23 protein-coding genes are annotated in these 25,255 nt (G+C 71.1%); 13 read left to right on the forward strand and 10 right to left on the reverse strand.

What is annotated here, in order from left to right; translation table 11 throughout:
• The first annotated feature begins 3 nt into the window (after positions 1 to 3).
• From tsf to FHR37_RS05560, 5 genes are all read left to right on the forward strand, one after another.
• The gene (tsf, locus tag FHR37_RS05540) at positions 4 to 825 is read left to right on the forward strand and encodes a translation elongation factor Ts (protein ID WP_092883167.1); all 822 of its coding nucleotides are present in this window, start codon (positions 4 to 6) and stop codon (positions 823 to 825) included.
• Between the two features lie 115 nt (positions 826 to 940).
• The gene (gene pyrH / locus FHR37_RS05545) at positions 941 to 1,690 is read left to right on the forward strand and encodes a UMP kinase (RefSeq protein ID WP_092883166.1); all 750 of its coding nucleotides are present in this window, start codon (positions 941 to 943) and stop codon (positions 1,688 to 1,690) included.
• A gap of 191 nt (positions 1,691 to 1,881) precedes the next feature.
• A complete protein-coding gene (frr, locus tag FHR37_RS05550; RefSeq protein WP_202818061.1) occupies positions 1,882 to 2,436 on the forward strand; it encodes a ribosome recycling factor in 555 nt (184 codons plus the stop codon).
• 40 nt (positions 2,437 to 2,476) lie between these two features.
• Positions 2,477 to 3,376, forward strand: a complete 900-nt coding sequence (locus tag FHR37_RS05555) for a phosphatidate cytidylyltransferase (protein ID WP_237768736.1) — start codon at positions 2,477 to 2,479, stop codon at positions 3,374 to 3,376.
• 2 nt (positions 3,377 to 3,378) lie between these two features.
• Positions 3,379 to 3,969 (forward strand): histidine phosphatase family protein, encoded by a 591-nt coding sequence (locus tag FHR37_RS05560; RefSeq protein ID WP_175542478.1) that lies wholly within the window; start codon positions 3,379 to 3,381, stop codon positions 3,967 to 3,969.
• Positions 3,970 to 3,984: 15 nt separating this feature from the next.
• On the opposite strand, the gene FHR37_RS05565 is transcribed toward FHR37_RS05560, so the two are convergent.
• The 4 genes from FHR37_RS05565 to FHR37_RS05580 all read right to left on the reverse strand — a co-directional run bounded on the left by FHR37_RS05565 (position 3,985) and on the right by FHR37_RS05580 (position 11,025).
• The gene (locus FHR37_RS05565) at positions 3,985 to 5,805 is read right to left on the reverse strand and encodes an ABC transporter ATP-binding protein (protein WP_092883164.1); all 1,821 of its coding nucleotides are present in this window, start codon (positions 5,803 to 5,805) and stop codon (positions 3,985 to 3,987) included.
• Positions 5,806 to 7,722: an ABC transporter ATP-binding protein gene (locus FHR37_RS05570; protein ID WP_092883163.1), complete on the reverse strand. Its 1,917-nt coding sequence runs from the start codon at positions 7,720 to 7,722 to the stop codon at positions 5,806 to 5,808. It lies immediately after the preceding gene.
• A 318-nt stretch (positions 7,723 to 8,040) separates the two neighbouring features.
• Positions 8,041 to 8,463 (reverse strand): TIGR03668 family PPOX class F420-dependent oxidoreductase, encoded by a 423-nt coding sequence (locus tag FHR37_RS05575; protein WP_092883162.1) that lies wholly within the window; start codon positions 8,461 to 8,463, stop codon positions 8,041 to 8,043.
• A 351-nt stretch (positions 8,464 to 8,814) separates the two neighbouring features.
• Positions 8,815 to 11,025 carry an MMPL family transporter gene (locus tag FHR37_RS05580; protein WP_202818041.1) on the reverse strand — a complete coding sequence of 737 codons (2,211 nt, stop codon included), beginning with the start codon at positions 11,023 to 11,025 and terminating at the stop codon, positions 8,815 to 8,817.
• A 104-nt stretch (positions 11,026 to 11,129) separates the two neighbouring features.
• Between FHR37_RS05580 and FHR37_RS05585 the strand changes: the two genes are divergently transcribed.
• The 4 genes from FHR37_RS05585 to FHR37_RS05600 all read left to right on the forward strand — a co-directional run bounded on the left by FHR37_RS05585 (position 11,130) and on the right by FHR37_RS05600 (position 14,495).
• Positions 11,130 to 11,732 (forward strand): MarR family winged helix-turn-helix transcriptional regulator, encoded by a 603-nt coding sequence (locus FHR37_RS05585; RefSeq protein ID WP_092883161.1) that lies wholly within the window; start codon positions 11,130 to 11,132, stop codon positions 11,730 to 11,732.
• A gap of 45 nt (positions 11,733 to 11,777) precedes the next feature.
• Complete coding sequence (rlmN, locus tag FHR37_RS05590; RefSeq protein WP_092883160.1) at positions 11,778 to 12,881, forward strand: 23S rRNA (adenine(2503)-C(2))-methyltransferase RlmN; 1,104 nt, start codon at positions 11,778 to 11,780, stop codon at positions 12,879 to 12,881.
• A gap of 76 nt (positions 12,882 to 12,957) precedes the next feature.
• Positions 12,958 to 13,599: a TetR/AcrR family transcriptional regulator gene (locus FHR37_RS05595; protein WP_092883159.1), complete on the forward strand. Its 642-nt coding sequence runs from the start codon at positions 12,958 to 12,960 to the stop codon at positions 13,597 to 13,599.
• 11 nt (positions 13,600 to 13,610) lie between these two features.
• Positions 13,611 to 14,495, forward strand: coding sequence for an aminoglycoside phosphotransferase family protein (locus FHR37_RS05600; protein WP_092883158.1), 885 nt, complete (start codon positions 13,611 to 13,613; stop codon positions 14,493 to 14,495).
• Positions 14,496 to 14,634: 139 nt separating this feature from the next.
• Here the strand turns inward: FHR37_RS05600 and FHR37_RS05605 are convergent, their stop codons facing one another.
• The gene (locus tag FHR37_RS05605) at positions 14,635 to 15,210 is read right to left on the reverse strand and encodes a MarR family winged helix-turn-helix transcriptional regulator (protein WP_092883157.1); all 576 of its coding nucleotides are present in this window, start codon (positions 15,208 to 15,210) and stop codon (positions 14,635 to 14,637) included.
• Between the two features lie 35 nt (positions 15,211 to 15,245).
• On the opposite strand from FHR37_RS05605, the gene FHR37_RS05610 reads away from it, so the two are divergent.
• Together FHR37_RS05610 and FHR37_RS05615 are read left to right on the forward strand one after the other, a co-directional pair.
• Positions 15,246 to 15,635, forward strand: a complete 390-nt coding sequence (locus tag FHR37_RS05610) for a VOC family protein (protein ID WP_092883156.1) — start codon at positions 15,246 to 15,248, stop codon at positions 15,633 to 15,635.
• 9 nt (positions 15,636 to 15,644) lie between these two features.
• Entirely contained in the window at positions 15,645 to 16,217 is a 573-nt protein-coding gene (locus FHR37_RS05615) for a YdeI/OmpD-associated family protein (RefSeq protein ID WP_092883155.1), read from the forward strand.
• A gap of 158 nt (positions 16,218 to 16,375) precedes the next feature.
• Here the strand turns inward: FHR37_RS05615 and FHR37_RS05620 are convergent, their stop codons facing one another.
• The 4 genes from FHR37_RS05620 to FHR37_RS05635 all read right to left on the reverse strand — a co-directional run bounded on the left by FHR37_RS05620 (position 16,376) and on the right by FHR37_RS05635 (position 21,751).
• On the reverse strand, positions 16,376 to 18,634 hold the full coding sequence (locus tag FHR37_RS05620) for an outer membrane protein assembly factor BamB family protein (RefSeq protein WP_175542477.1): 2,259 nt from the start codon (positions 18,632 to 18,634) through the stop codon (positions 16,376 to 16,378).
• A gap of 171 nt (positions 18,635 to 18,805) precedes the next feature.
• A complete protein-coding gene (pdxA, locus tag FHR37_RS05625; RefSeq protein ID WP_092883153.1) occupies positions 18,806 to 19,807 on the reverse strand; it encodes a 4-hydroxythreonine-4-phosphate dehydrogenase PdxA in 1,002 nt (333 codons plus the stop codon).
• Entirely contained in the window at positions 19,804 to 21,189 is a 1,386-nt protein-coding gene (locus FHR37_RS32930; protein WP_175542476.1) for a four-carbon acid sugar kinase family protein, read from the reverse strand. The genes pdxA and FHR37_RS32930 overlap by 4 nt, the downstream gene beginning before the upstream one ends.
• Complete coding sequence (locus tag FHR37_RS05635; RefSeq protein WP_237768735.1) at positions 21,179 to 21,751, reverse strand: DUF6328 family protein; 573 nt, start codon at positions 21,749 to 21,751, stop codon at positions 21,179 to 21,181. The genes FHR37_RS32930 and FHR37_RS05635 overlap by 11 nt, the downstream gene beginning before the upstream one ends.
• A 173-nt stretch (positions 21,752 to 21,924) precedes the next feature.
• On the opposite strand from FHR37_RS05635, the gene FHR37_RS05640 reads away from it, so the two are divergent.
• Positions 21,925 to 22,857: a C1 family peptidase gene (locus FHR37_RS05640; RefSeq protein ID WP_092883151.1), complete on the forward strand. Its 933-nt coding sequence runs from the start codon at positions 21,925 to 21,927 to the stop codon at positions 22,855 to 22,857.
• Between the two features lie 40 nt (positions 22,858 to 22,897).
• On the opposite strand, the gene FHR37_RS05645 is transcribed toward FHR37_RS05640, so the two are convergent.
• A complete protein-coding gene (locus tag FHR37_RS05645) occupies positions 22,898 to 24,232 on the reverse strand; it encodes an MFS transporter (protein WP_202818040.1) in 1,335 nt (444 codons plus the stop codon).
• Between the two features lie 153 nt (positions 24,233 to 24,385).
• Between FHR37_RS05645 and purU the strand changes: the two genes are divergently transcribed.
• Positions 24,386 to 25,255 carry a formyltetrahydrofolate deformylase gene (gene purU / locus FHR37_RS05650; RefSeq protein ID WP_092883150.1) on the forward strand — a complete coding sequence of 290 codons (870 nt, stop codon included), beginning with the start codon at positions 24,386 to 24,388 and terminating at the stop codon, positions 25,253 to 25,255.

The following is a 25,255-nucleotide window of genomic DNA, read 5'->3' on the forward strand; positions in this document are numbered from 1 at the left end:
CAGATGAGCAACGTCACAGCAGCCGACGTGAAGCGGCTCCGGGAAGCCACCGGAGCCGGGATGATGGACTGCAAGAACGCCCTCCAGGAGGCCGACGCCGACTTCGAGCGTGCCGTCGAGATCCTCCGGGTCAAGGGTGCGGCCAAGGCGGCCAAGCGCGGAGCCGAGCGCACCGCCGCCAACGGCATCGTCGTCGCCAAGGACGGCGCTCTGGTCGAGCTCAACTGCGAGACCGACTTCGTGGCCAAGAACGAGCAGTTCCAGGCACTCGGAGCCGACCTCGCCGCCGCGGCGGCCGGGGCGAAGGTCGACTCCGCCCCGGCGCTGGCCGCGGCGACGCTTCCCGACGGCAAGACCGTCGGCGAGGCCGTCGACGCGCTCGCCGCGGTGATCGGTGAGAAGCTCGCGATCGGCCGCGTCGCGTTCTTCGACGGGCCGACCGCCGTCTACCTCCACCGGCGCGCCACCGACCTGCCGCCGCAGGTCGGCGTCCTCGTCTCCTACGAAGGTCCCGACGAGGAGGCCGCCAAGAGCGCGGCGATGCAGGTCGCCGCGATGCGCCCGCAGTACGCCTCCCGCGACGAGGTGCCCGCCGAGGTCGTCGACAGCGAGCGGCGGATCGCCGAGGAGACCGCCCGCTCCGAGGGCAAGCCCGAGCAGGCGCTCCCGCGCATCGTCGAGGGCCGGGTCAACGGCTTCTACAAGGACGCCGTTCTGGTGGAGCAGCCCTCCGTGCACGACCAGCACAAGACGGTCGGCCAGGTCCTCAGCGACGCCGGGGTGACCGTGAAGCGCTTCGTGCGCTTCGAGGTCGGCCAGTCCTGAGCTGATCCGCCCGCCGGCGGAGTGCGCAGCCCGCACTCCGCCGGCGCGACGGACAGCCAACCCTCAGCTGGACAGGAGGCGGGATCGTGAAGGCCGTACCAGAGGACGCGTGCCGATGACGGCCGCAGCGATCCCACCCTCCGCGCCGCAGGAACGTCCGTTCGACCGCGTACTCCTCAAGTTGTCCGGCGAGGTCTTCGGCGGCGGGCGGCTCGGCGTCGACCCGAACGTCGTGGCGAGCATCGCCAAGCAGCTCGCCGACGTCGTACGCAGTGGCGTCCAGGTCGCGGTCGTGGTCGGCGGCGGCAACTTCTTCCGTGGTGCCGAGCTCCAGCAGGGCGGCATGGACCGGGTCCGCGCCGACTACATGGGCATGCTGGGCACGGTGATGAACTGCCTCGCGCTCCAGGACTTCCTGGAGAAGGAGCACGTCGACACCCGCGTGCAGACCGCGATCACGATGGGACAGATCGCCGAGCCCTACATCCCGCGGCGGGCGATCCGCCACCTGGAGAAGGGCCGGGTCGTCATCTTCGGCGCCGGATCCGGCATGCCGTACTTCTCCACCGACACCGTGGCCGCGCAGCGTGCGCTCGAGGTCGGTGCCGAGGTGCTGCTGAAGGCCACCTCCGTCGACGGCGTCTACGACGCCGACCCCAAGAAGGTGCCGGAGGCGACGAAGTTCGAGCGGATCACCTTCGGCGAGTGCCTGCGCAGGCGACTGCGGGTCGCGGACGCGACCGCGTTCAGCCTGTGCATGGAGCACCGGCTGCCGATCATCGTCTTCAACCTGCTCGAGGACGGCAACATCGCTCGGGTCGTTCGGGGTGAGAGGATCGGAACGCTCGTCTCGACCGACTCCTGACGGAGCGGCTCGGGACGCAGTGAGCAACGTGGTCGGCCTCGCGGCGCGTGCGCGGTTCCGTCCACGAAGCGAACGACGTGCCGAACGCGCCACCTGACGCACGAAGCACTCGTGTACGCCAAACCCCTGCCAGAGCACCCCCGGGGCCGCAGGCCGGGCAACCGAGGACGAAGGAGACCGCGACCGTGACCATCGACCAGACTCTCCGCGACGCGGAACAGAAGATGGGCAAGGCCGTTGACTTTGCCAAGGACGAGTTCGCCGCGATTCGGACCGGCCGTGCACATCCGGCCATGTTCGCGAAGATCCAGGCGGAGTACTACGGCACGCCCACGCCGATCCAGCAGCTTGCCTCCTTCCAGATCCCCGAGGCCCGGCTCGTTGTGATCTCTCCGTACGACAAGAACTCCATGTCCGCGATCGAGAAGTCGATCCGCGACTCCGACCTCGGCGTCAACCCCGCCAACGACGGCAGCGTGATCCGGATCGCGCTGCCGGAGCTGACCCAGGAACGCCGCAAGGAGTACGTCAAGCTCGCCAAGCAGAAGGCTGAGGAGGCGCGGGTCTCGGTCCGCGGCGTCCGCCGGCACGCGAAGGAGACGCTGGACCGCCTCTCCCGGGACGGCGAGGCCGGCGAGGACGACGTGGCTCGCGCGGAGAAGCACCTCGACTCGCTGACGCGCAAGTACGTCGAGCAGGTCGACGTCGTTCTCAAGCACAAGGAAGAAGAGATCCTCGAGGTCTAGGCGTGGCTCCACAACCGCACGACCTGCGAGGAAGTTGCCGGTGCAGGACATCGTGACCCATCCCAATTCCGGCTGCGACGCGTCCCACTCCGACTCCGGGCCGGACGTCCTTCCGGCGACCCCTCGTCCCCGTCCGGGCCGCAACCTGGTGGCGGCGATCGGTGTCGGGCTGTTGCTGGGCGTCGTGGTGCTCGCCTCGCTGTTCATCGTCAAGGCCGTGTTCGTCGGCTTCGTCGTGGTCGCCGTCTGCATCGCCGTCATCGAGCTTTCCCGCGCACTCCGGCCCGCCGGGGTGCGCCTTCCTTTGGTGCCACTCCTGGCCGGGGTGGTCGGGATGCTGGTCGGTGCGTACGTCGGGCAGACCCCGGCCCTCGTCGGTGCGTTCGGGCTGACCGCGCTCGCGCTCTGCATGGGCCGGTTGGCCGGCGGACGTGACGGCTTCGTCCGCGACGTCACCGCCGGTGTGTTCGTGGCGATGTACGTTCCGTTCCTCGCCGGCTTCGCGATGTTGATGCTCCGGCCGGAGGACGGCCCGCTCCGGGTCGTCGCCTTCGTCGCCGTCACCGTCGCCAGTGACATCGGCGGCTACACCGCGGGCGTGCTCTTCGGCCGCCACCCGCTGGCGCCCTCGATCAGTCCGGCGAAGACCTACGAGGGACTGGTCGGCTCGGCGGTCTTCTGCCTGGCCATCGGCGTCGCCAGCGTGATGGTTCTGCTGGATGGTCCCTGGTGGGCCGGGCTGATCCTGGGAGCGGCGGCGACGATCACCGCCACCCTGGGCGACCTGGTGGAGTCGATGCTGAAACGGGATGTGGGGATCAAGGACATGGGCAGCCTGCTGCCCGGGCACGGCGGGGTGATGGACCGCCTCGACTCGCTGCTGCCGACCGCGTTGGTGAGCTGGCTGGTGCTGAGCCTGCTGGTGCCGGTGGTGAGCTGACCGTGGCCCAGACGATCCATCTCGTACGCCACGGCCGGTCCGCGCCGGACGAGACCCGCCCGGCGGAGGAGTGGCCGCTTCATCCCGACGCCGGTGCGGCCCTGACCGCGCTGCGCGACTCCGGAAGGCTTCCGGTCCGCGCGCGGTGGTTCTCCTCCCCGGAACCAAAGGCACGCGCCACCGCCCGGACGCTGACCGGCACCGCCGTGGGCTTCGTCGACGGCCTGCGGGAGATGACCCGGCCGGCGGGGCCGTGGCTGGGGGAGTCGGCGTGGTCGGCGCTGGTCCGGCGATGCATGACCGAGCCGGATGTTCCGGCGGCTCCCGGCTGGGAGGCCGCCGTCGACACCACCGACCGGGTGGTGGGTGCCGTTCGGCGGATCGCCGAGAGTTGCCCGGACGACGACGTGGTGCTCGTCGGTCACGGGACGGCCTGGACTCTGGTGGTCGCCGCCCTGACTGGTTGCCCGCCCGACCTGCAGGCGTGGGACCGGCTGCGGATGCCGGACCACTGCGCCCTCCGGGTCGACGGCGAGGTCGCCGAGATCGTCTCACCCTGGGGAGCCGGCGAGCCCGCCTCCCGTTCCTCCTGACCGGCTGGGCTCAGGTCAGGTGCCGACGGGTACGAACCCGGTGCCCGGCCGGTAGTTCGGCGACTGGTGGCGGAAGTAGGTGTTGTAGACCTCGCAGTACTGACCGCCCCGGCGCATCAGCGACAGGTGGTCGCCTTCCTCGACGATCCCGCCGTCACGGAGCACGACGATCCGGTCGGCGTGCTGGATCGTGGACAGGCGGTGGGCGATCACGATCGACGTACGTCCTTCCAGCACGACGTCGAGCCCTTCCTGGATCTGCGCCTCGGTGAGCGGGTCGACGCTCGCGGTGGCCTCGTCGAGGATGACGATGGCCGGATCCTGGATCAGCAGCCGGGCAAGCGCGACGAGCTGCCGTTGCCCCATGGACAGTGCCTGTCCGTGTTCGCCGACCTCGGTGGCCAGACCATCCGGCAGCGCGGCCAGCCAGTCGCCGTTGCCGATGTGCCGTGCCGCCTGACGGACCTCCTCGTCGTTCGCCTCCGGGCGGGGGTAGCGGATGTTGTCGGCCACGGTGCCGGCGAACAGGAACGGCGACTGCGGGACGACGCCCAACTGACGGCGGTAGTCGTGCAGGTCGAGCGACCGGATGTCGCGGCCGTCGAGGTAGATGTGGCCGCCCTGGAACTCGTAGAAGCGGGTGATCAGCTTGCCGAGCGTGGACTTGCCCGCGCCGGTGTGCCCGACGAGCGCGATCATCTCCCCGGCGCGGATGTTCAGTGAGAAGTGGTCGAGCACCGGGTGGGTGGGCTCGTAGCCGAACGTCACGTCCGCGAACTCGATCTGTCCGCTGAGCCGGCCCACCGGCGCGGGGTTGGTCTGCAGCACCCGAGGGGTGGCGTCGATCAGGGCGAAGACGCGCTCGGCGGCGGCCAGGCCCTGCTGGAACTGCGACCAGAACGACGCGATGCTGGTCAGCGGGAACCAGAACAGCGCCACGGCCTGCAGGAAGAGGTACCAGTCACCGGCCGACACCGTGCCGTCGAGCACGCTGTGCCCACCGACGTGCACGAGCATGGCCGTGCCCAGCCCGGCGACCAGGAACAGCAGCGGGAAGATCGCCCCGAAGACCATTCCCTGGCGCAGGGTCACTCGGTAGTTCTGGTCGTTGATCGGCCTGAACTCGTCGTAGATGGTTTGTTCCTGGCGGAAGTTCTTGGCAACCGCGATGCCGCCCATCGTCTCCTGGACGTTGGAGTTGACCCGAGCGAGTGAGCGCTGGGCCCGGCGCGTGGTGTCGCGGGCGATCCGCCGGAAGGCGAGCGCGAGCACGATGACCACGGGGGTGAGCGCGAGGGTGAGCAAGGCGAGGTTGACGTCGCGGGAGAACAGCAGGCCGGTGATGACGCCGACCAGCAGCAGCTGGCTGAGGAGGTTCATCGTCAGGGTCACGACGTTGGCGAAGTCGTCGGTGTCGGAGGTGACCCGGCTGACGATCTTGCCGGAGGGGTTCTCGTCGTAGAAGGACAGGTCGCGCTTGAGGATCGCGGCGAACGCGTCCTCCCGCAGCCGCAGCACCACGTCACCGACGACCCTGGCGCTGAACGCCTGGCGGACGAAGTTGGTGACCCAGGCGAAGACGCCGGAGAGCAGGATGAGGCCCACGAGGACCGCGATGAAGTTGGCCGAGTCGTCCTTGACCACCCGGTCCAGGCCCCAGCTGATCACCAGCGGAAGCACCGCCTGCAGCAGCGAGGTCAGCACCAGCATCGCCGCGACCACCGACATGGCCGGCAGCTTGGGCCGGAAGTAGCCGAGGATGCGGCGGACGAGGTCGCCATCGGAGTAGGTGCGGTCGTAGTCCTCGGCCGAGAGGCCGTCCATCAGGAAGCCCATTTACAGTTCCTCGTCATCGTGGTCCGGGCCGGCCGTGCGCCCGGGGCCGCCCGCGGGGGCCGGCTGCAGGACTCCGTCCGTGAACGCCTCGCCGGGCTCCGCGATCCTGTCGGCTCCGACCTCCGCGGGCACCGCCTCGGGGTGGGCCACCTCGTCGTAGTGGGCGAAGATCCGGCGATACAGCGCGCACCGCTCGAGGAGCTCCTCGTGGGTTCCCTGGTCGACGAGGGCGCCGCGCTGGATCAGCAGCACCTTGTCGGCCCAGCGGATCTGGGACAGCCGATGGGTGATGAGCAGGGTGGTGCGGCCCTGCAGGATCCGCCGGATCGCCTGCTGGATCTCGTCCTCGGTGGCGCTGTCGATGGCGCTGGTCGAGTCGTCCAGGATGAGGACGGCGGGGTCGGTGAGCAGGGCCCGGGCGATGGCCAGCCGCTGGCGCTGACCGCCGGAGAGGGTGACGCCGCGCTCGCCGATCACCGTGTCGTAGCCGTCCTCGAGTTCCTCGATGAACGAGTGCGCCTGGGCGTCCTTGGCCGCCCGAACCACGTCGTCGCGGTGCGCGCGCTGGCCGAGGCTGAACGCGATGTTCTCCGCGATGGGCCGGGAGAACAGCACGATGTCCTGCTCGATGGTGGAGATCTGGGACCGCAACGAGTCGAGGTTCCAGTCGTGCAGGTCCACCCCGTCGATCAGCACCCGGCCCTGGTCGGCGTCGTAGATCCGGTTGACCAGCTTGGTGAGGGTGCTCTTGCCCGAGCCGGTCTCCCCGACGATCGCCACCGTCTGGCCGGGCTCGGCGCGGAAGCTGAGGTCGCGTACGACCGGCTCGCCGCCGTAGCCGAAGGAGACGTTCTCGAAGACGATCTCGCCCCGCATCCTGCCCTGGTGACCGGCGGTGTTCTGGTCGAGCTCGGTCTCCTCCTGGATCAGGGTGAGGATGCGGCGCGCGCTGACGATCCCGATCTGGACCAGGGAGAACGAGAAGATGGAGATGCCGGTCGGGAACCCGAGCAGGCCCATCAGGCCGAGGTAGGCGACCAGGTCACCCAGGGAGAGGTCGCCCGCGCGATAGAGCACCAGGCCGTGCAGGAGCGCGCCGCCGGTGGCGACCGCGAGCAGCAGGGTCGGGAGATAGCGCGCCTGGATCATGCCCTGCTTGACGAAGGAGTCGCGGTAGCTGCGGGCGTTGGTCTCGAACCGCCGGGCCTCCTGCTCCTCCTGCGCGGTGACCTTGACCACCTCGATGCCGCGTACGGCCTCGCTCAGGCCGGCGTTGAGGTTGCCGAACTGGTCGCGCATCGCGGTGGAGACAGGGCTGAGCCGGTGCATGTAGTGCCGGATCGCGAAGTAGAACGACACCGCGAACAGCACCGGCGCCAGCAGCAGCCGGGGGTCGATGAGCGCGATGAAGACGATCGGAACGAGCCCCTGCAACATCGAGTCGACGATCAGGTCGAAGCCGGGAGAGATCATCGTGCTGAGCTGGCGGACGTCGTTGGCGGCGCGTGCCATCAGGTCGCCGACCCGCTGCCGGTTGTGGAACGTCTGGCTCTTGCCGAGCAGGCTGGTGTAGAGCTCCTCGCGCGCGTCGCGCTCCATCCGCTTGGCGAGCACCTCGGTGCAGAGCCGGGCGATCAGGTCGAAGACGCCGCGCAGCAGAACGAGGCCCACGAGAGCGACCACGACGCCGGCGAGCTTGCGCCGCCCCTCGTCGCCGCCGGTCACCACCGCGTCGAAGGCCGTACCGGTCAGCCCCGGGATCGCGGAGTTGAGCACGACCATGATCAGTGAGCCGAGCAGGAATCCGGCGGCGTAGCGGCGGTGCCGCAGTGGATGGGACAGGATCCAGCGAACCGGACCGCGTAGGTCGGACCGGCGCTGGTCGGCGACGGTGAACTCCGATCTGGGCGTGGCCACGAGCTTCCTCCGACGAACAACGGGGTGGGGGGTCGCACGATCGTGTCCGGTGCCGGCGCCGCGCGTGAGACCAGGACTTTCTAGCACGAAACCTGGGCTGTCCGCCAAGGGGATTCTTGGGAAAATCAGGCTGTCGGTGGTCGCTGGTAAGGTGCGCCACACGAATTCTCTGCCCGGCGTAACACGAATTCTGCGTCCGGCGGAAAGAACGAATTCCGGCGGTCCGTTCACGGCAATTCGAACGTGGACCGGAAATCCCGCAGCGACACCGATAGCACCGATATCACTGATATCACCGCTGCGGAAGTCGGCGCCGGCTCATTCGGTGTACGCCCAGCCGGTCCAGCGCTCGACGTGGACTCTGATCACCGGGCCGGCCGGCGGCGTCTCGGCGTACTGCGCGTACTTCCCGCTCAGCAGCCGGACCGGCTCGGCGCGTTCGGCCGCTTCGGTCACCACCTCGGCCCGGCCCTCGGCCCGTGCCCACCACAGCCGGCTCCAGTCGCCGTCGTCGTAATGGTCGGCGAGCAGTGACACGTGCGGATTCTCCGTCACCAGGCGAAGTCGGTGCAGGCGCTGCGTCGTCTTCGGCTTGTGGTCGACGGCTGTGAGAACCAGGTCGCCGGCCACGGCGAACGTCACCACCACCACGTGGGGCCGGTTGTCCCCGTCCACCATGGCCAGTGCGGCGGTACGGCTCGCCGCGAACCGCCGTCGCGCCTCCTCACCGGTCAGCCGCATCGGCGCCGCCTCCTCCTGCCGCCCGCTCCTGCCGCCAGGTCCTCCGCCGGAGCGTATCCCGCGCGGTCGGCGCGGCGGGGGGCCCGCACGGATTCGTCCACCCGTCACGGCGCCGAGCCGAAACTCCGTACCGCCGTACGAAATGACACCCGGTGACCGTGGAGGGTGCCGCCTGCGAATTCCCGCAACGTCCGCAGACGTCAGGGCGGATCGGTCGGGAGCTCTCGTCCGAGAACTCATTTCCGAAATTCAGTTCCGTTATTGAATTCGCTGGAATGGCCCGGCCCGAATTCTCGGCTGGTATCGGGCCCGGAATTCAGCCGGACGCTCCTTGCCCGGCCTTTCCGCACCTCAGGCCCGGTGCGCCTCGCGGTGGGCGACCTCGGGACGCCCCGGCCACCAGAATCGCCGCCCGGTCAGCAGCACCAGGGCAGGTACGAGCACCGTCCGCACCAGCAGGGTGTCGAGGAGTACGCCGACGCCGACCACCACGCCGATCTGGGTGAGCGTGATCAGCGGCAGTACCCCGAGCACCGCGAAGACCGCGGCCAGCAGGATGCCCGCGCTGGTGATCACACCGCCGGTGACGGCGAGTGCCCGCAGGACGGCCCGGCGGGTGTCGTGCCCGCCGACGGTCTCCTCCCGGGTCCGGGCGATGAGGAAGATGTTGTAGTCCACGCCCAGCGCCACCAGGAAGAGGAACGACAGCAGGGGTACGCCGACGTCCAGCGCCGGGAAGTCGTACACCGTGCGGAAGATGTACCAGCTCGCTCCCAGCGAGGCGAAGTACGACGCGACCACGGTGAGCACCAGCAGGATCGGCGCGACCAGGGCGCGGAGCAGGATCACCAGCACGGTGAACACGATGGCCAGGACGAGCGGCACCACCACCCGGGTGTCGCGCGCGGTGGCCTGGGCGACGTCGTAGGTGCCCGCGGTCTGCCCGCCGACCAGCGCGTTCGCGCCGTCGATCCCGGCCAGCCGGTCCCGCAGCCGTTCGATGGTGGCGTCGGACTCCGCGGTGCCGGCGCCCGCCTTCAGGACGACGGTCGTACTGGCGTACTTCGCGGTCCGGTCGGCCTCGGTGGCGTCGGCGACCCCCGGAACGCCCGCGGCGGCGTCGCGGACCTGCGGCCCGGTCCCGGCGCGGGAGATCACGGTGAGGGGTTCGACGGCGCCGGCGGGCAGCACCGACTGCAGCGTTCGCTGGCCGAGCACCGCCTCAGGGGTCTTGCGGAACGACTCCGCCTGGGAGAGCCCGGTCTGTACGCCGAGAACGCCGGAGGCCAGCGCGACCAGGACGAGTACGCCCCCGACCGCCACCATGCTCGGCCGGCGCGCGACCAGCCGGCCCAGCCTGGCCCAGCCGCCGTCGCGTTCCGCGGCCGCCGGGGAACCGGCGCGGGGGACCAGCGGCCAGAACAGCCAGCGGCCGGGCAGCACCAGCGCGGCCGGCAGGACGACCAGGCCGAAGAACATCGCCGTCACGATGCCGACCGCACCGGCGAACCCGAGGCCGCGGTTGCCGGTGAGCTCGGCGGCCAGGAGGGTGAGCAGGCTGAGCGTGACGGTGGTGCCGCTGGCCAGGACGGCGGGCGCGGTGGCCCGCAGTGCGCGGCCCATGGCGGCGAACCGGTCCTCGTGCCGGTGGAGTTCGTCGCGGTAGCGGGAGACCAGCAGCAGGGCGTAGTTGGTGCCCGCGCCGAACACCAGCACCGACAGGATGCCGCCGGTGGACGCGTCGACCTGCACGTTCGCGATGGGGGCGAGGATCCCGACCAGGACGGTCGCCAGCCGGTCGCCGGCGCCGACCACCATCAGCGGCACCAGCCACAGCACCGGACTGCGGTAGGTGATCAGCAGCAGGACCGCCACCACGGCGGCGGTGACCAGCAGCAGCCTGGTGTCGGCGCCGTCGAAGACCTTGGCCAGGTCGGTGGTGAACGCGGGCGCGCCGGTCACCTGAGCGCGCAGCGGCTCGGTCAGGTCCTCCGACGCGGTGCTGCGGATCGCGGTGATCTTCGCCGACGTCTGCTCGGTCCCGAGCTCGGTGGAGAGGGGTACGGCGACGGTGGCGAGCTTCCCCTTGGGGTCGAACTGCGGCTTGGCCGGCCGGCCGCCCAGGCCGAGCTTGCCCAGGTCCTGGGCGGCCCGCTGGATCCGGGTGCGGTCCTGACCGGTGAGCGAAGTGCCGTCGGAGTGGCTGTAGACGACGATCGCCGGTGCCACCGCGCCGGACGGCAGGCCGTCGACGATCTTGGCGACCTTCGCCGACTGGGAGTCCTCGGGCAGCCCCGATCCCGCGGTGTCGGTGGTGGTGGCGTCGGACGGGCCGAGGGTGAACGCCGCCCCGAGCCCGGCGAGGGTGAGCAGGAGAACCAGGACGGGGAGCGGTGCGCGCCGTCGGGCCGGCGTCCGCGAGTGCTCGCCGTGGTGGCCGTGCCGGTTCTCGTGGTTGTCACGCTCGCCGTGCCCGTCGCGGGTGGTGCGCTGTCGGCTGGTGGCGGCGGCAGCGGCAGCGGTGTCCTGGTGCGCGCCGGATCCACGGTCGGTTCGAGACAAGGTGCCCTCACGGTCGTGCTCGCCCGGTCACCCCTGGAGGTGGGCCGGCTCCCATTGATCGCTAAGTTACTTAGCGACCGCTCAACCATGTCAGACTTGGCTCCATGGGGCAACCGCACACCGGCCAGGCCGGCCGGCCTGACGCGCCCGGAGCGCCCGATCGGCCTGACGCGCCCGGCCGCTCGGGTGACGCCGAGGACCAGTCGCGCCCCGACCGGCCCCGCGACGACCTCTCGCTGGCCCTCCGGGACGTGCTCGACCTGAACCTCCTCGTCCGGGGCGCGCTGGCGCGGCGCCTCGGGATGCCCCTCACCGACGTGGAGGCGGTCGAGCACGTGATCGCCGCGCAGGGCCAGACGCACCTGCGGGCGAAGGAGACCGGCGGCGCCGGCCTCGGCCCGGTCGAGCTGTCCCGCCGGCTCGGGATCACCTCCGCCGCGGCCACCCAGACCGTCAACCGCCTGGTCGCCGACGGGCACGTCCGGCGTACCCCTCATCCTGGCGACCGGCGCCGGCAGGTGCTCTCGGTCACCGAGTCCGGGATGCGCGACGTGATGCGGGAACTGCTTCCGCTGCTGGACCTGGTGTCCGCGGTCACCGCGGAGCGCTCCCCGGAGGAACGCGAGATCATCCTGAGCTATCTGCGGGACGTGGCGACGGCGTTCCAGGCCTATCTCCACCAGGAGGGGCCACCGGCGGGGGAGTGAGGGACTCGGGCCCGGTTGGCGTGCTGTGTGACACTGGGATCCGTCATGGCTGCTCCTGTTGATCTCGTCTTCGCCCCGCCGCGCCGCGGCCGGCCGCCCCGCCACCTCGCCGACCTCACTCCGGCCGAACGCCGGGATGCGCTGGTCGAGCTCGGCGAGCCCGCCTACCGCGCGCGCCAGCTGTCCACCCACTACTTCAGCCGGTTCGTCGACTCCGCGGAGGAGATGACCGACCTGCCGCTGGCCAGCCGCGAACGCATCGCCGCCGGCCTGCTCCCGGACCTGCTGACCCCCGTACGCACGCTGACCTGCGACGGCGGAGCGACGGTCAAGACCGTGTGGCGGCTGTTCGACGGCGCTCTGGTGGAGAGCGTCCTGATGCGCTATCCCGGCCGGGTGACGATGTGCGTGTCCAGCCAGGCCGGGTGCGGGATGGCCTGCCCGTTCTGCGCCACCGGCCAGGCGGGCCTGACCCGCAACCTGTCCGCCGCCGAGATCGTCGGGCAGGTGGTCGCCGGCGCGCGGCTGCTCGCCGACGGTGCCGTGGCCGGCGGTCCTGGCCGGGTCTCCAACGTCGTGTTCATGGGCATGGGCGAGCCGATGGCCAACTACAAGACGGTGATCTCGGCCGTACGCCGGCTCACCGACCCGGCTCCGGACGGCCTCGGGATGTCCCAGCGCGGCGTCACCGTCTCCACCGTGGGGCTGGTCCCCCGGATCCGGCAGCTCACCGAGGAGGGGCTCGCGGTGACGCTGGCCCTGTCGCTGCACGCGCCCGACGACGAGCTGCGCGACGAGCTGGTGCCGGTCAACACCCGGTGGAAGGTCGGCGAGGTGCTGGACGCCGCGTGGGAGTACGCCGACCGCACCAAGCGCCGGGTCTCCATCGAGTACGCCTTGATCAAGGACGTCAACGACCAGGCGTTCCGTGCCGACCTGCTGGGCCGGCTGCTGAGCGGACATCTGGTGCACGTCAACCTCATTCCGCTCAATCCCACGCCCGGGTCGAAGTGGACCGCCTCCCGGCCCGAGGACGAGCGGGAGTTCGTCCGCCGGCTGGAGGCGCACGGCGTGCCCGTCACCGTCCGAGACACCCGCGGCCAGGAGATCGACGGCGCCTGCGGGCAGCTGGCGGCGAAGGAGTCCTGACGGCGGCCCTGGGGACCGGCCCAACCAGTGCAGGATTACAGCGAGTGTAGGAATACAGCTGGGGTAACGTGTCCGCATGTCGGACGGCACCGGACTCCGCGAGCGCAAGAAGCGGCGAACCCGCCAGATCCTGATCCAGACCGCGATCAGGCTGTTCGACGAGCAGGGGTACGACCAGACCACGGTCGCCGCCGTCGCCGCGGCCGCCGACGTCTCCACCAAGACGTTCTTCAACTACTTCCCGAGCAAGGAAGCCGTGCTGTTCGCCGACACCGGCGAGCGGATCGACCTCGCCGTCCGGCTCATCACCGACCATGCCGACCAGGAGGACGTCGGCGACCTGCTCGCCCGGGTCGCCGAGGGGGTGCTGGCCCTGATGGGCGCCGCCGAAGGCTCGGGTGACGAGGCCGAGGAGGCGCACGCCGAGCTGATCTACACCGTGCGGGCGCGGCTGGTGCTGTCGGTGCCGGCCCTGCAGGCCCGGGCGCTGCACGTGATCTTCGACGCCCAGCGGCAGCTGACCGACGCGTTGTGCCGGGCGTACCCCGACCGGCTCGACCGGGTGAGCGCCGCGGCGTTCGTGGGCGCGCTCACCGGCGGTGCGCAGGCGGCCGCGCTGACCGCGATCGCTCAGGGTGAGTCGCTGGCGGAGGTACGGGCAGCCGCCCGGCGCGGCATCGACGTCGCACTGCTCGGCATCCGCACGGCCGCGGAGTAGCGTCTGCGGTCATGCCCGATGATCATCCCGAGCTGGCACCCGTACGCCGGCTCGACCCCGCCCACCTCGTCGCCCTGGTCAACGAGCACACCGACGCCGGGCTGACCCTGCTCGGGCCCGCGCCCGGTGGAGAGGTCGGGGCCGCCTTCGTCCGCTGGCCGGACGGCCGGGACGGCGTGCTGACCATGGGCCCGGGGTCCTCGGCCGACGTTCTCCGCACCACTGCCGAGATCCTGGCGACCGCGCGGGCGCAGGGCCTGCCCGTCCCGGCGTACGACCTGATCGCGGAAGTGCCCGATGCGGTGGCGATCGTGCAGGAACGGCTGCCGGGTTCGCCGCCGGCCCGGGTCGACCGGGCGGTCGTCGAGGCGATGGTCGAGCTCAACGAACGATTCGCGGGCCTACTGGCCGACCGTCCCGACGTGGAGCCGCCCGATCTGTACCTGCGGCACAGCGGGCCCGGCTTCTGCCTGCACGAACCTCTGGCGCGTTACGACGACCGGACCCGGCGACTGCTGGCGTGGATCCGCGAGGTCGGCGTCGGCGACGGCGCACGGATGACCGGCGACGATCTGGTGCACCTGGACTTCAACGTGGGCAACGTGCTGGTCGACGGCGCCGGTGGGATCAGCGGCATCGTCGACTGGGACGGCATCGGGCGGGGTGACCGGAGGTTCGGACTGGTGACGCTGCGGTTCGACGTCGCCTCCCGCAACGGTGACCCGGACACCGCGCGGTGGCTGGACGACGTGCTCGACCGGACCATCGAGCCGGAGACCCTGCGGCTGTACTGGGCGGCGATGAGCCTGCGGATGGTCGACTGGATGATCCGGCACTACTCCGCCGCCGAGGTCGACCTCATGCTCGACTTCGCCCGCACCCGCGCGGACTACTAGGCGTTGTGGGGCAAGCCGTCGTTGACGGCTGGGCTGGTGCGCGCCTTCGCCCGCACCAGCCGGTGACCTGGCCCAGATCGTGTCCAGCACGCGCGCGTCAGGAGCTCTGGCAGCCGCCACCGAGGGACGTGCGGCAATCTCAAGTCCCCGTGCTGTTCGTAACGACGTTGTTGACCGGGCAGTCGCCCTCGTCACGGCCACACGCGGCGAAGTCGCAGAGGCGGCACAGCCAAGGCTGTGAACGCTCGTTGGTGCGGGCGGAACGTTCCTCGACTCTGGTGAGGGTGACTGTGGTCAGCATCGCATCCAGCGCTGCCGCAAGAGTCTCGACATCATCGGCGGACAACCCGGACAGCGCGCGGGCCAGTGACTCCTGGCGCGCCTGAAGTATCCGCGCTGCCGTGCGGTGGCCGGTGCGCGTCAAGACGACAGACACGGCCCGTCCGTCCTGCGCTCGGCCCCGCTCGACGAGGCCCTCGACGGCAAGGCGATCGACGAGACGAACGGTGCCCGAGTGAGTCAAGCCCAGAACGGAACTCAGCTGGGTGACCGACCCGCCGTCGAGGAACTCGTGCAACGCGGCAAGTGCGGCAGGGGCCGACGGGCCGAGCCGTGTGACCGCCTCGACGGCGCTGTTCATCCGGTCAGCGACCACGAGGCTCAACGCGCCCAGGACGTTGGCTGCATGCTGACGGCTTGACTGGGTTGGCGTCATGTCTCTAATTTATATGCATGACTCACACACAGTCCATGGAAAAGCAAGACGAGTCGATGGCAGCTCTGTCGATGTTCAACATCGACAGCGCAGAGCCGGCGAGGATGGCTCGGTTCTACGCAGCCGCGCTCGGCTGGGTAGTCACCTACAGCGACGACAGCTACGGGATGGTCGAAGGCAACGGCATCAAGATCGGCTTCGGCAAGGTCGAGGGATTCCGGGCCGCACAGTGGCCAGACGAGGCTGGCGCCAAGCGATTCCACCTCGATCTGCAGGTCGACGACCTGGACGAGGCGACCAACAGCCTGTGCGCGATCGGCGCCAGCCAACCCGAGTTCCAACCGGGCGCCGGCCGTTGGCGGGTGCTGCTCGATCCAGACGGCCAACCGTTCTGCCTCAGTCCCCGTTCCGCGGTGACACAGTAGCGCCGCGCCTTGACCGATCTGGCAGATCTGCTTGTCCAGGACGCCGAGGCATGGCGCGCCTGGCTCGAAAACCACCATGCCGACCACCCCGGGGTCTGGCTGGTGCTGCACAAGAAGGGCGGAGAGACGACAGCCCTGACCTACGCGCAAGCGCTTGACGAGGCGCTGTGCTTCGGCTGGATCGACGGGCAGATCGCACGACATGACGACGGCAGCTATCGACAGCGCTTCACCCCGCGCCGGCCGAACAGCCGCTGGTCCGTCAGGAACGTCGAGCACGTCGCCCGGCTCACCCAAGCAGGGAGGATGCGACCAGCCGGCCTCGGCGAGGTCGAACGCGCCAAGGCTGATGGACGCTGGAACGCCGCCTACGAAGGGCAACGGACAGCCTCGATCCCCGAGGATCTGCAACGCGAGCTTGACAACGCCCCGGCGGCAGCCGCGGCATTCGCCGAACTGGACGCCCGCAACCGTTACTCGATCATCTGGCGCATCAACGACGCCAAGCGTCCGGAGACACGCCAACGCCGGATCGCCGGCTATCTGGCCATGCTCCGTCGCGGAGAGCGTTTGCACCGCTGACTGGCGGGTTGAGGCGTGCTCGGCCGGCGGTATACCCCGACCACGAGGTCACCGTCAGGGTCCAGGGTGAAGCCGACGGGGCAGTACAGCCCGGAGGTCACCTTCTGGACCGAGCCGCGGGGCAGCTGACGCGTCCGTTCTCGACCTGTCTCGAAGGTCTACGGGAGCTCGATGCCGCGCAGGGTACCGTCCTGGTCGCCGGTGACGAGCAGGCCGTCCACGAGCACGGGCGTGCTGAACGTGTTGGCCGGCCCGAGCTGGCGGCGGTGCCGCACGGTCCCGTCGGTGAGGTCGACGCAGGCCAGCAACCCGGTCACCGCGACGTTCCACATCAGGTCGCCGACCACGACCGGTCCGGAGTTGAGCGCGCGAGCACCGATCTCGGCCTTCCAGGTGGCGACTCCGGTCGCCGGGTCGACCAGCTGCACCCGGCCCCACTCGTCGATCAGCACCACACCGCGGTCGGTGACCGGCGAAGGGGAGTAGACGTAACTGCCCGCCACGCTCCACCGGCGTTCGCCCGACGCGCGGTCGAGTGCGGCGGCCGAGGACACGGTGGACACCAGAACCCCGCCGCCGGGAAGCAGTTCGACCGTGTCGTCCCACGGCCCGTAGAGCAGCCGGCCGTAGGAGTCCTGCCGGGTGGTGGCGTCGTAGGACCACGCCTGCGCACCGGTCGCGGCGTCGAAGGCGTACGCCCGTCCGTCACCGCCGCCGACGTAGACCCGGTCGCCGTCGCAGGCCGCGCGGCCGGCGAAGAAGCCGTGCAGGTCGGCCTTCCAGCGTTGCTCACCCGTCTCGGCGTGCACGGCGTACAAGGTCGTTCCGGCGGTGAAGACCGCGGTTGCGTCGCCGCCCACCGACGTCACCAGGGGTGAGCTGAGCACCGGGTCGGGTACGCCGAACACCCAGCGCTCGTGGCCGTCCGCCGCGTCGAGGGCGTACAGGTGATGGTCGGCGGAGGGGACCAGGACGGTCGTGCCGTCCGCGGTGAACGCCGGGCCGCGATGGACCGGGCCGAGAGTTGTCCGCCAGGCCACCTCACGCCCGGCTCGCGTGGGACGGAACGCCTCGACCGCGCCGCTGGTGGTCGCGGCCACCACCAGCCCGTCGTGCTCGGCCAGGGCGCCCTGGATGCTGCCGGGCAGCCGCGCCTGCCACCGGTCGCGGGGTGCGCCACCGGAGGCCGGGACGGTGAACGGCCGGGTCGCGTCCCAGCGGGCGCCGCCGGCGCCGAGCACCCGCACCTGCAGCCGATGCGCGCCGGCCGCCAGCGCGGCCACCTCGACCGAACCGGACCAGCCGCGGCTGGTCCGGGTCAGGTCGGCCCAGGTGCCGGCCGAGCCACCGCCGAAGATCTGCTGCGGATAGACCTGCGCCTGCGTGCCGGTGGAGCCGGTCGAGGGGACCTGGACGTCGACCCGCACCCGGCCGCCCGACGGCGCCCCGACGTCGATGCGTACCGGCCGGAGCTGTCGGGTGGTGCGGTCCTCCTCCAGCGGGATCGTGGTGAGGTCGCGCCGGGTCTCGGTGCCGTCGGCGGCGACCGCGACGGCGGAGACCCGCAGCACGCTGTGCCCGGCGTCGGACACCCGGTCGACCCAGTAGTAGAAGGCGCCGTTCTTCACCGCGTTCGCAGAGACCTGGGTCAGGCCGTTGGTGCGTACGACCTGCTCGCGGTGGATGTGCCCGGCGAAGATCGCCCGCACCGGCAGGTCGGCCACCGTCTCGAAGAAGGCGTCCTGGTCGTTGACGTAGTAGTGCTCGGCGCCCATCGGGAAGTGCAGGAAGAGCACGCTCGGCCCGGCCGCGGCGAGGTCGTCGGCCAGCCAGCGTAGGCCGTCCCGGCCGAAGTGGCCCGGCTCCTGCAGCAGCTGCGTCGGGTCCAGGCCGACGACGTGCAGTCCGCCCACGTCGAAGGAGTACGGCGCCGGGCCGAACAACCGGTGGTAGAGCTCCTTGGCGTGCAGGTCCCAGCGCACCTCGTGGTTGCCGGGCACGTGGTGGAGCCGGTCGCGCAGGCCCGCCGGGATCGTGGACAGGTAGGCCTCGAACTCGTCGTCGGCGCCGTAGTCGGTGATGTCGCCGCAGTTGAGGACGAACGTCGGGTCGGCGGCCTGCACGGAGGCGAAGGTGCGCCGCAGGGTGTCCAGCCCCGCCGTCGCGCCGACGTTGGCGTGGGTGTCGGTGAGAACCGCGAACGACAGCGGCGCGCCCGACCCGGCGGCCGCACCGGCGACACCGGCTGCCGAAGCCGCCGGACCGGTCACCCCCGCGCGGGGCGCCGCCCAGGCGGTGCCGGCCGCGCCCATCCCGCCCCACGCGGCGGCCGCGCCGCCGAAGGCACCTGCCAGGGTGAGGAACCGCCGCCGGCCGAGCGGGGAGGAGGGCACAACCGGGTCAGGGCGAGGCGACATCGGGGCGTCCTTCCGGCCGAGAATGATCTTCGCCGGAACGCTAGCGGCAACCGCCGACATCGCGCGCGGGTAAGCCGGTGAACGGTCGTGAACAGACCTCAACCGGCCGGTGACCGGACGAAGATGCGCCCGGTGCCCCCCCACGTACGTGACGTGGCCGAACGCCGAACCTCAGGCCACGTCGCGTTCGGGTGCGAGCTCGGCCGCCTGCCGCAGCGCCTCCAGCATGCTGCGTTCGTCCGCGTCACCGGTGCCGGCGATGTCGAACGCCGTACCGTGGTCGACCGAGGTCCGCACCACGGGCAGTCCGACGGTGATGTTGACGCCTGAATCCAGGCCGAGCACCTTGACCGGGCAGTGTCCCTGGTCGTGGTACATCGCGACCACCAGGTCGAAGTCGCCGCGTACGGCCCGGAAGAACACCGTGTCGGCGGGCAGCGGACCGCGCGCGTCGATCCCGTCGGCCCGCGCGGCGGCGATGCCGGGGGCGACCTTCGTCTCCTCCTCGCCGTTGCCGAACAGGCCGTTCTCGCCCGCGTGCGGGTTGATGCCGCAGACGGCGATCCGCGGCGCGTCGATTCCCGACCGCACGAGCGTCTCGTGACCGCGCCGGATCGTGCGCTCGACCAGGCCGGGCTCGATCCGCGCCACCGCGTCCACCAGCCCGATGTGGGTGGTGCAGTGGACGACGCGCAGCTGCGGCGCGCTCAGCATCATCGACACCTCGGGAGTGCCGGTCAGCGCGGCCAGGATCTCGGTGTGCCCGGGGTAGCGGTGCCCCGCGGCGTGCAGCGCCTCCTTGTTCAGCGGCGCGGTGCAGATGGCGTCCACGTCGCCGGCGGTGGCCAGCTCGACCGCGCGCTCGATGTAGCGGAACGCGGCGTTGCCGGCGACCTCGGACAGCTTGCCGAACTCCAGGTCGGCCGGGATCAGCCCGAGGTCGATGCAGTCGACAGTGCCCGCGGTGTACGCCGCGCCGGCTGGAGAGTCGACCTCGCGGACGTCCAGGCCGGTGCCGGTGAGCTCCACCGCGCGCCGCAGCCGGCCGGCGTCCCCGACGACGACCGGCCGGAGCAGGTCGTACGTCTCCCGGTGGGCGAGGGCCTTGACCACCACCTCCGGACCGACACCCGCGGCGTCTCCCATGGTGATCGCGATGACAGGACGGTTCATCGTTCTCCTTCGGCGGATGGCGAATGGGCGGACGAGTCGGTGCCCGAGGGGGCGGACGAGTTGGTGAAGGCGGCGAGCCGAGCCCGGGCACGGCGGAGCGTCGCGGCGTCCCCGAACGCGCCGGCCTTGGTGACGACCGGGATTCGCCGGGGACCGGTCGTCACCGACAGGGGCACGCCGGGCTCGACCTCGGCGCACAGCCGCAGCCCGGGCACACCCCAGGCCCGCAGCAGGCCGGTGGCGGTGTCCCCGCCGGTCAGGACGAGCCCGGCCACCAGGTCGGCGCACGGCCTGGTGAGCTCGCCGAGCCGGGCCGTCAGCCGGTGGTCGTCCGGGCCGGCGGTGCCGAGGTCGTCGGAGAGGGTGAGTACGACGTCGGTACCCGCCCGCAGGTGTCGCCGGATCGCCGCGAGGGTCACGTCGACGTGCTGGTCGAGGCCGGCGACCGGCACCTCGACGTGACCCGCGCCGTCGGCCAGCAGGTGGCGGGCCTGTTCGCGGGCGGAGGCGTGCACGCTGCCCACGGCGACCAGGACCGGTCCGCCCGGGACGACGTCGTGTCCGTTCAGGTCCGCCTCGGGATCGACCGTCAACCTGGCCGTGCCATCCCCTGTCAACCCGGCCTTGCCCGCTGCTGTCAACCCGACCTTGTCGTACTGGCCGGCGTCGCCGGTGAGCCCCAGCGCCGCGGGGAGTACGTGGGCCAGACCGGCCGAGCCCACCCACACCACGGGGCCCGACAGCGCGGCGGCGGCCCCGGCGATCGCGGCCAGGTCGGCGTCGGTCTCGGCGTCGCACAGCAGGGCCCTGATGCCGGGCCGCAGCGAACGCAGGAGAACAGCCCGCGGGTCTGCACTTCGTACGCCCGTCAGGTCGACCAGTGCCGGGCGTAACCCGGCCCCGTCCAGCCGGGCCGCGAGGTCGCCGCGTTCGGCGGGTACGCCGTGCACCCGCTGGATGCCGCCGACCGTGGTGCGTCCCGCGGCCGGGAACGCCGGGGCGACCACCGCCACCGCACCGGGACGCCAGGCCCGCAACGCGGCGTCGAGTTCGGCCCCGAGATTACCCCGGGCCATCGAGTCGACCTTCTGGTAGAGGACGCCTGTGCCGGCAAGGCGAAGCGCCCGGAGCAGCCGCCCCGTCGTGGCCGCGGCCTGCTCGGCGGTAGCCCGGCGCGTGCCGGCGTCGACGGCGAGTACGTCGGTGTGGCCATGGGAGGAGCCGGTCACGCCGCCGGCGAGGACTTCCTCGGCCCAGGTGACGGTGGTGCTCAACCGGGCCCGCAGGAAACCGGCGCCGCTGTCGGCCGCACCGGTGAGGTCGTCGGCGACGACGGCCACCCGCGGCGTGAAGGGGCGGTCGGCGCCGGGCTCAGGACTCACGGTCGTTGTCCCCGGGCTCGTCGCGCCCCGCACGGAGCTCGCGGTCCAGGGCCGCCAGCCGCCTGGTCGGCAGGACGTACCACGCCGCCGCGAACAACAACAGCACGAACGCCGCCGGCGCCAGTGCGACGGGCAGGCCGAACACGAAGTCCATCACCAGCAGCACGGCTCCGTCGATGGCGAGCAGCAACACGAGCATGCCTGCCCGCGCGAACCGGTTGGACACCCGTACGATCTCCGGCTTCAGGCCCTTCGCGAACAGCGCGCGGTGGTAGGCGACCGGCCCCATCAGCAGCGCGGTCGCCAGGCAGCACAGGAGCAACGTGACGACGTAGGTGATCCGGCCGAAGGTCGACGTCTCGGCGAACCTCGGCTGCACCGCGAGGATCAGCAGGAAACCGAACAGGATCTGCACGCCGGTCTGCAGGACCCGCAGCTCGCCGAGGATCTCGGCGAAGTTCCGGTCGGCCCGCTGGACCCGGGTCTCACCCGGCCGCAGGGGACGTCGCGGCCCGGACGCTCCGGATCTGTCCTCGCCACCTGTGCTGCCCCTGCTGCCCATGCCACGCATCATGCCCGGGACCGCGATCGATGCGCAGCACCGGGCGACGCCACCGAACGGACCACTGCCGGACCACCGACCGGACCACTGCCGGACATATGTCGGGCCCGACCTGGGAAAACACCACGTGAACCCGCTCCATCCGCACCGCCGGAGCAACGCCTGGAGACCCCATGGAGACGATCGTCCTGCCCGGCCGGACCCGGCCGGTGGGCACGGGCTGGCTGCCCGACCGCCCCGACGTCCGCGACCTCACCAGCCGGTCCACGCCGGTCCTGGACAAGCTGAAGAACTCCTCCTCGGCCAGCCTGCGTGGACTGGCTGACCGGATGACGACCGCGGGGGGTGGCCGGGCGACCAACAAGCTCCCGCCCAAGGCCGACCTGCGCCAGTGGTGCTCCTCGGTCGAGGACCAGGGCGAGCTCGGTTCGTGCACGGCGAACGCCGCCTGCGGGATCATGGAGTACTACCAGCGCCGGGCCAGCGGGAAGTACATCGACCTGTCCCGGCTGTTCCTCTACAAGGTCACCCGCGACTTCCTCGGGGTGAAGGGGGACACCGGCGCCTACCTGCGTTCGGTGATGGGCGCGCTCGCGGCGTTCGGCTCACCGCCGGAGAAGTACTGGCCCTACGACGTGGCGAAGTTCGACGACGACCCGCCCGCGTTCGCGTTCGCCTTCGCGCAGAACTACCAGGCCCTGCAGTACTTCCGGCTCGACCCGGCCGGCACGAACGGCGAGGACACCCTCGCGGAGGTGCGCAGCCACCTCGCCGCCGGCATCCCGGCGATGTTCGGCTTCACCGTCTACGAGTCGATCCAGAAGCCGGCCAGCCCCGGCGACATTCCGTTCCCGAGCGCCAAGGAGAACGTCCTGGGCGGGCACGCGATCGCCGCGGTCGGGTACGACGACAAGCGCAAGGTGACCAACCCGGGCGACAACACCACGCAGACGGGCGCGTTCCTCATCCGCAACTCGTGGGGGGACTCCTGGGGCGACGGCGGCTACGGCTGGCTGCCGTACGAGTACGTCCGGCGCGAGCTCGCCACCGACTGGTGGTCGATGACCCAGGCGGAGATGTTCGACACCACGGCGTTCGACGAGTAGGCACGCGCGCGGGGCGACCCGCGAGAGGACGGCGGGGCCGTCAGCCGGCCACCGGTTGCCCGGCCGGCTCCGCCGTCCTCCGGCGTACCGTCTCCCGCATCGCCGCGATCGGCAGCAACGCCAGCAGGCACGCGGCCGCCAGCATCACGTAGTCCCAGGTGAAGCCGTAGTGGTCGATGATCCAGCCGGACACCGTGGGCACGATGATGCCGGAGACGCCGAGGGCGATCCCGACCACCAGGCCCATCCCCGACGAAGCGGCCCGCGGCGTGGAGTCGACGACCAGCGCGTACGCCACCGGGAACGGCGAGTTGCGGAACAGCCCCCAGGCGATCAGCACCGCCCAGGCCGACGCCGGTGAACTGATCCAGATCATCGCCAGCACGGTCGCGGTCCAGCCGGCGCAGATGATCGCCAGGGAGAACTTCCGTCCCAGGTGGTCCGACAGCGTGCCCCACACGATCTGCCCGATCCATCCGGTGATGCCGGACGCGCCGGACACCACGGCCGCCATGGCCAGGGTGAGCCCGGCGTGCTTGGTGAGCTGGACGGTGAGGAACGCGGTGACCCCGGTCTCCGCCCACAGCAGGCAGAACGCCAGCCCGAGGCCGCACCACACGTTGCGGTGGCCGAACGCGATCCGCAGCTTGGCCAGCGGGTTGCCGGTCGGCTGGTCGTCGGGCAGGGGGACTGCCGGGGTCATCCGGTGGCGCTCGATCCAGGCGTTCACGCGTTCGAGGTTGTGCCGGCGGCCGAGGACGAGCTGGGCGACCATGATCGGTACTGCGATCAGCGGCAGCCACAGGAACGCGTCCCGCCAGGTGCCGACCAGCAGCACCCAGCCGATCAGGACCGGGCCGAGCAGCTGGCCGATCGGGAAGCCGGTGTGGTGGACGCCGACCGCGAAGCCGCGGTTCTCCTTCTGCCACCACTCGCTCACCAGGGCGACGTTCACCGGCTCCATCCCGCCGGTCCCGATGCCCATCACCACCCGCCAGGCGCGCAGCGCCGCGATGCCGTGGGACAGCGCGGTGGCGACGGCGGCCACCACGGTGACCGCGACCGTGACGATCCAGGTCCGCGCCCGCAGGTGCCCCCGGCCGAACAGGTCGCCGACCACGCCGAGCACGACGGCACCCACGAACGTGCCCACGAAGGACAGCGACACCAGCACCCCGCCCTGGGTGTTGGACAGCCCGAACTCCTTCAGGATGTCCGGCAGAACGGTGGGCAGGATCACCCGGTCGATCGAGGTGATCAGGATCGCCAGCGACGACACGCCGAGCATCCACCAGGAGACCGGGTGGGCGCGGGGGAGCCAGCCGCGCAGCCGGCCCGGTGGGCGTGTCGAGGTCTTCGCGGGGGCCGAGGCCATCGGCGCACGCTAGACCCGGCGGGTGGGAAAATCCCGTTCGTCCACATCCCCGGGGCGGATCGGGCAGGTTTCGGTCACCGCCACGGACGCTGACACCGGGCGGCTGACGGGGTCGTGCCGTGCCGGAGGCCGGTGCCCGGGACAATCGAACCCATGAGTAACACCAGCGACCGGCCGGAGTACGTCCTCACCCTCTCCTGTGCCGACCGGCTCGGCATCGTGCACGCCGTGGCCGGGTTCCTGGCCGAGCGGGGCTGCAACATCGTCGACAGCCAGCAGTTCAGCGACCGGCTGGACGGCGGCTTCTTCATGCGGGTGCACGTCCAGGCGGAGTCCGCCCAGACGACGCTGGACGACCTGCAGGTCGGCTTCGCCCCGATCGGCGCCACCTTCGGGATGGACTGGCAGCTACGCGACCTCGGCGCCCGCCAGCGACTGCTGGTGCTGGTCTCCAAGCAGGACCACTGCCTCAACGACCTGCTGTACCGCTGCCGGGTCGGCGCCGTCCCGGCCGACATCGCGGCCGTGGTGTCCAACCACCCCGACGTGGGACCGATGGTGGAGAAGACCGGGCTGCCGTTCCACCACCTGCCGGTGACGGCGGACTCCAAGGGCGCGCAGGAACAGGCGATCCTCGACCTGGTGTCCGCGCAACGGGTCGACCTGGTGGTGCTGGCCCGCTACATGCAGGTGCTCTCCCACGACCTCTGCGAGAAGCTTGTCGGCCGGGCGATCAACATCCACCACTCCTTCCTGCCGAGCTTCAAGGGCGCGAAGCCGTACCACCAGGCGTACGAACGCGGCGTCAAGCTGATCGGCGCGACCGCCCACTACGTCACCGAGGTGCTGGACGAGGGGCCGATCATCGAGCAGGAGGTGGCCCGGGTCGACCACACGCTGACCCCGGCCAAGCTCGCCGCGGTGGGCCGCGACCTGGAAAGCCTCGCCCTGGCCCGGGCGGTCACCTGGCACCTGGAGCACCGGGTCATCCTGAACGGCATGCGGACGGTCATCTTCCGGTGA

Source organism: Actinopolymorpha cephalotaxi (genome assembly GCF_013408535.1).
Classification (GTDB): Bacteria; Actinomycetota; Actinomycetes; order Propionibacteriales; family Actinopolymorphaceae; genus Actinopolymorpha; species Actinopolymorpha cephalotaxi.

Coding starts and splice junctions, on each gene's coding strand:
- FHR37_RS05610 (WP_092883156.1), top strand. CDS start 15,246: ATGGAAAAGCAAGACGAGTCGATGGCAGCTCTGTCGATGTTCAACATC.
- FHR37_RS05635 (WP_237768735.1), bottom strand. CDS start 21,751: ATGGGCAGCAGGGGCAGCACAGGTGGCGAGGACAGATCCGGAGCGTCC.
- FHR37_RS05585 (WP_092883161.1), top strand. CDS start 11,130: ATGGGGCAACCGCACACCGGCCAGGCCGGCCGGCCTGACGCGCCCGGA.
- FHR37_RS05595 (WP_092883159.1), top strand. CDS start 12,958: ATGTCGGACGGCACCGGACTCCGCGAGCGCAAGAAGCGGCGAACCCGC.
- FHR37_RS05565 (WP_092883164.1), bottom strand. CDS start 5,805: ATGGGCTTCCTGATGGACGGCCTCTCGGCCGAGGACTACGACCGCACC.
- FHR37_RS05575 (WP_092883162.1), bottom strand. CDS start 8,463: ATGCGGCTGACCGGTGAGGAGGCGCGACGGCGGTTCGCGGCGAGCCGT.
- purU (WP_092883150.1), top strand. CDS start 24,386: ATGAGTAACACCAGCGACCGGCCGGAGTACGTCCTCACCCTCTCCTGT.
- FHR37_RS05620 (WP_175542477.1), bottom strand. CDS start 18,634: ATGTCGCCTCGCCCTGACCCGGTTGTGCCCTCCTCCCCGCTCGGCCGG.
- FHR37_RS05605 (WP_092883157.1), bottom strand. CDS start 15,210: ATGACGCCAACCCAGTCAAGCCGTCAGCATGCAGCCAACGTCCTGGGC.
- tsf (WP_092883167.1), top strand. CDS start 4: ATGAGCAACGTCACAGCAGCCGACGTGAAGCGGCTCCGGGAAGCCACC.
- FHR37_RS05600 (WP_092883158.1), top strand. CDS start 13,611: ATGCCCGATGATCATCCCGAGCTGGCACCCGTACGCCGGCTCGACCCC.
- pyrH (WP_092883166.1), top strand. CDS start 941: ATGACGGCCGCAGCGATCCCACCCTCCGCGCCGCAGGAACGTCCGTTC.
- FHR37_RS05645 (WP_202818040.1), bottom strand. CDS start 24,232: ATGGCCTCGGCCCCCGCGAAGACCTCGACACGCCCACCGGGCCGGCTG.
- rlmN (WP_092883160.1), top strand. CDS start 11,778: ATGGCTGCTCCTGTTGATCTCGTCTTCGCCCCGCCGCGCCGCGGCCGG.
- pdxA (WP_092883153.1), bottom strand. CDS start 19,807: ATGAACCGTCCTGTCATCGCGATCACCATGGGAGACGCCGCGGGTGTC.
- FHR37_RS05640 (WP_092883151.1), top strand. CDS start 21,925: ATGGAGACGATCGTCCTGCCCGGCCGGACCCGGCCGGTGGGCACGGGC.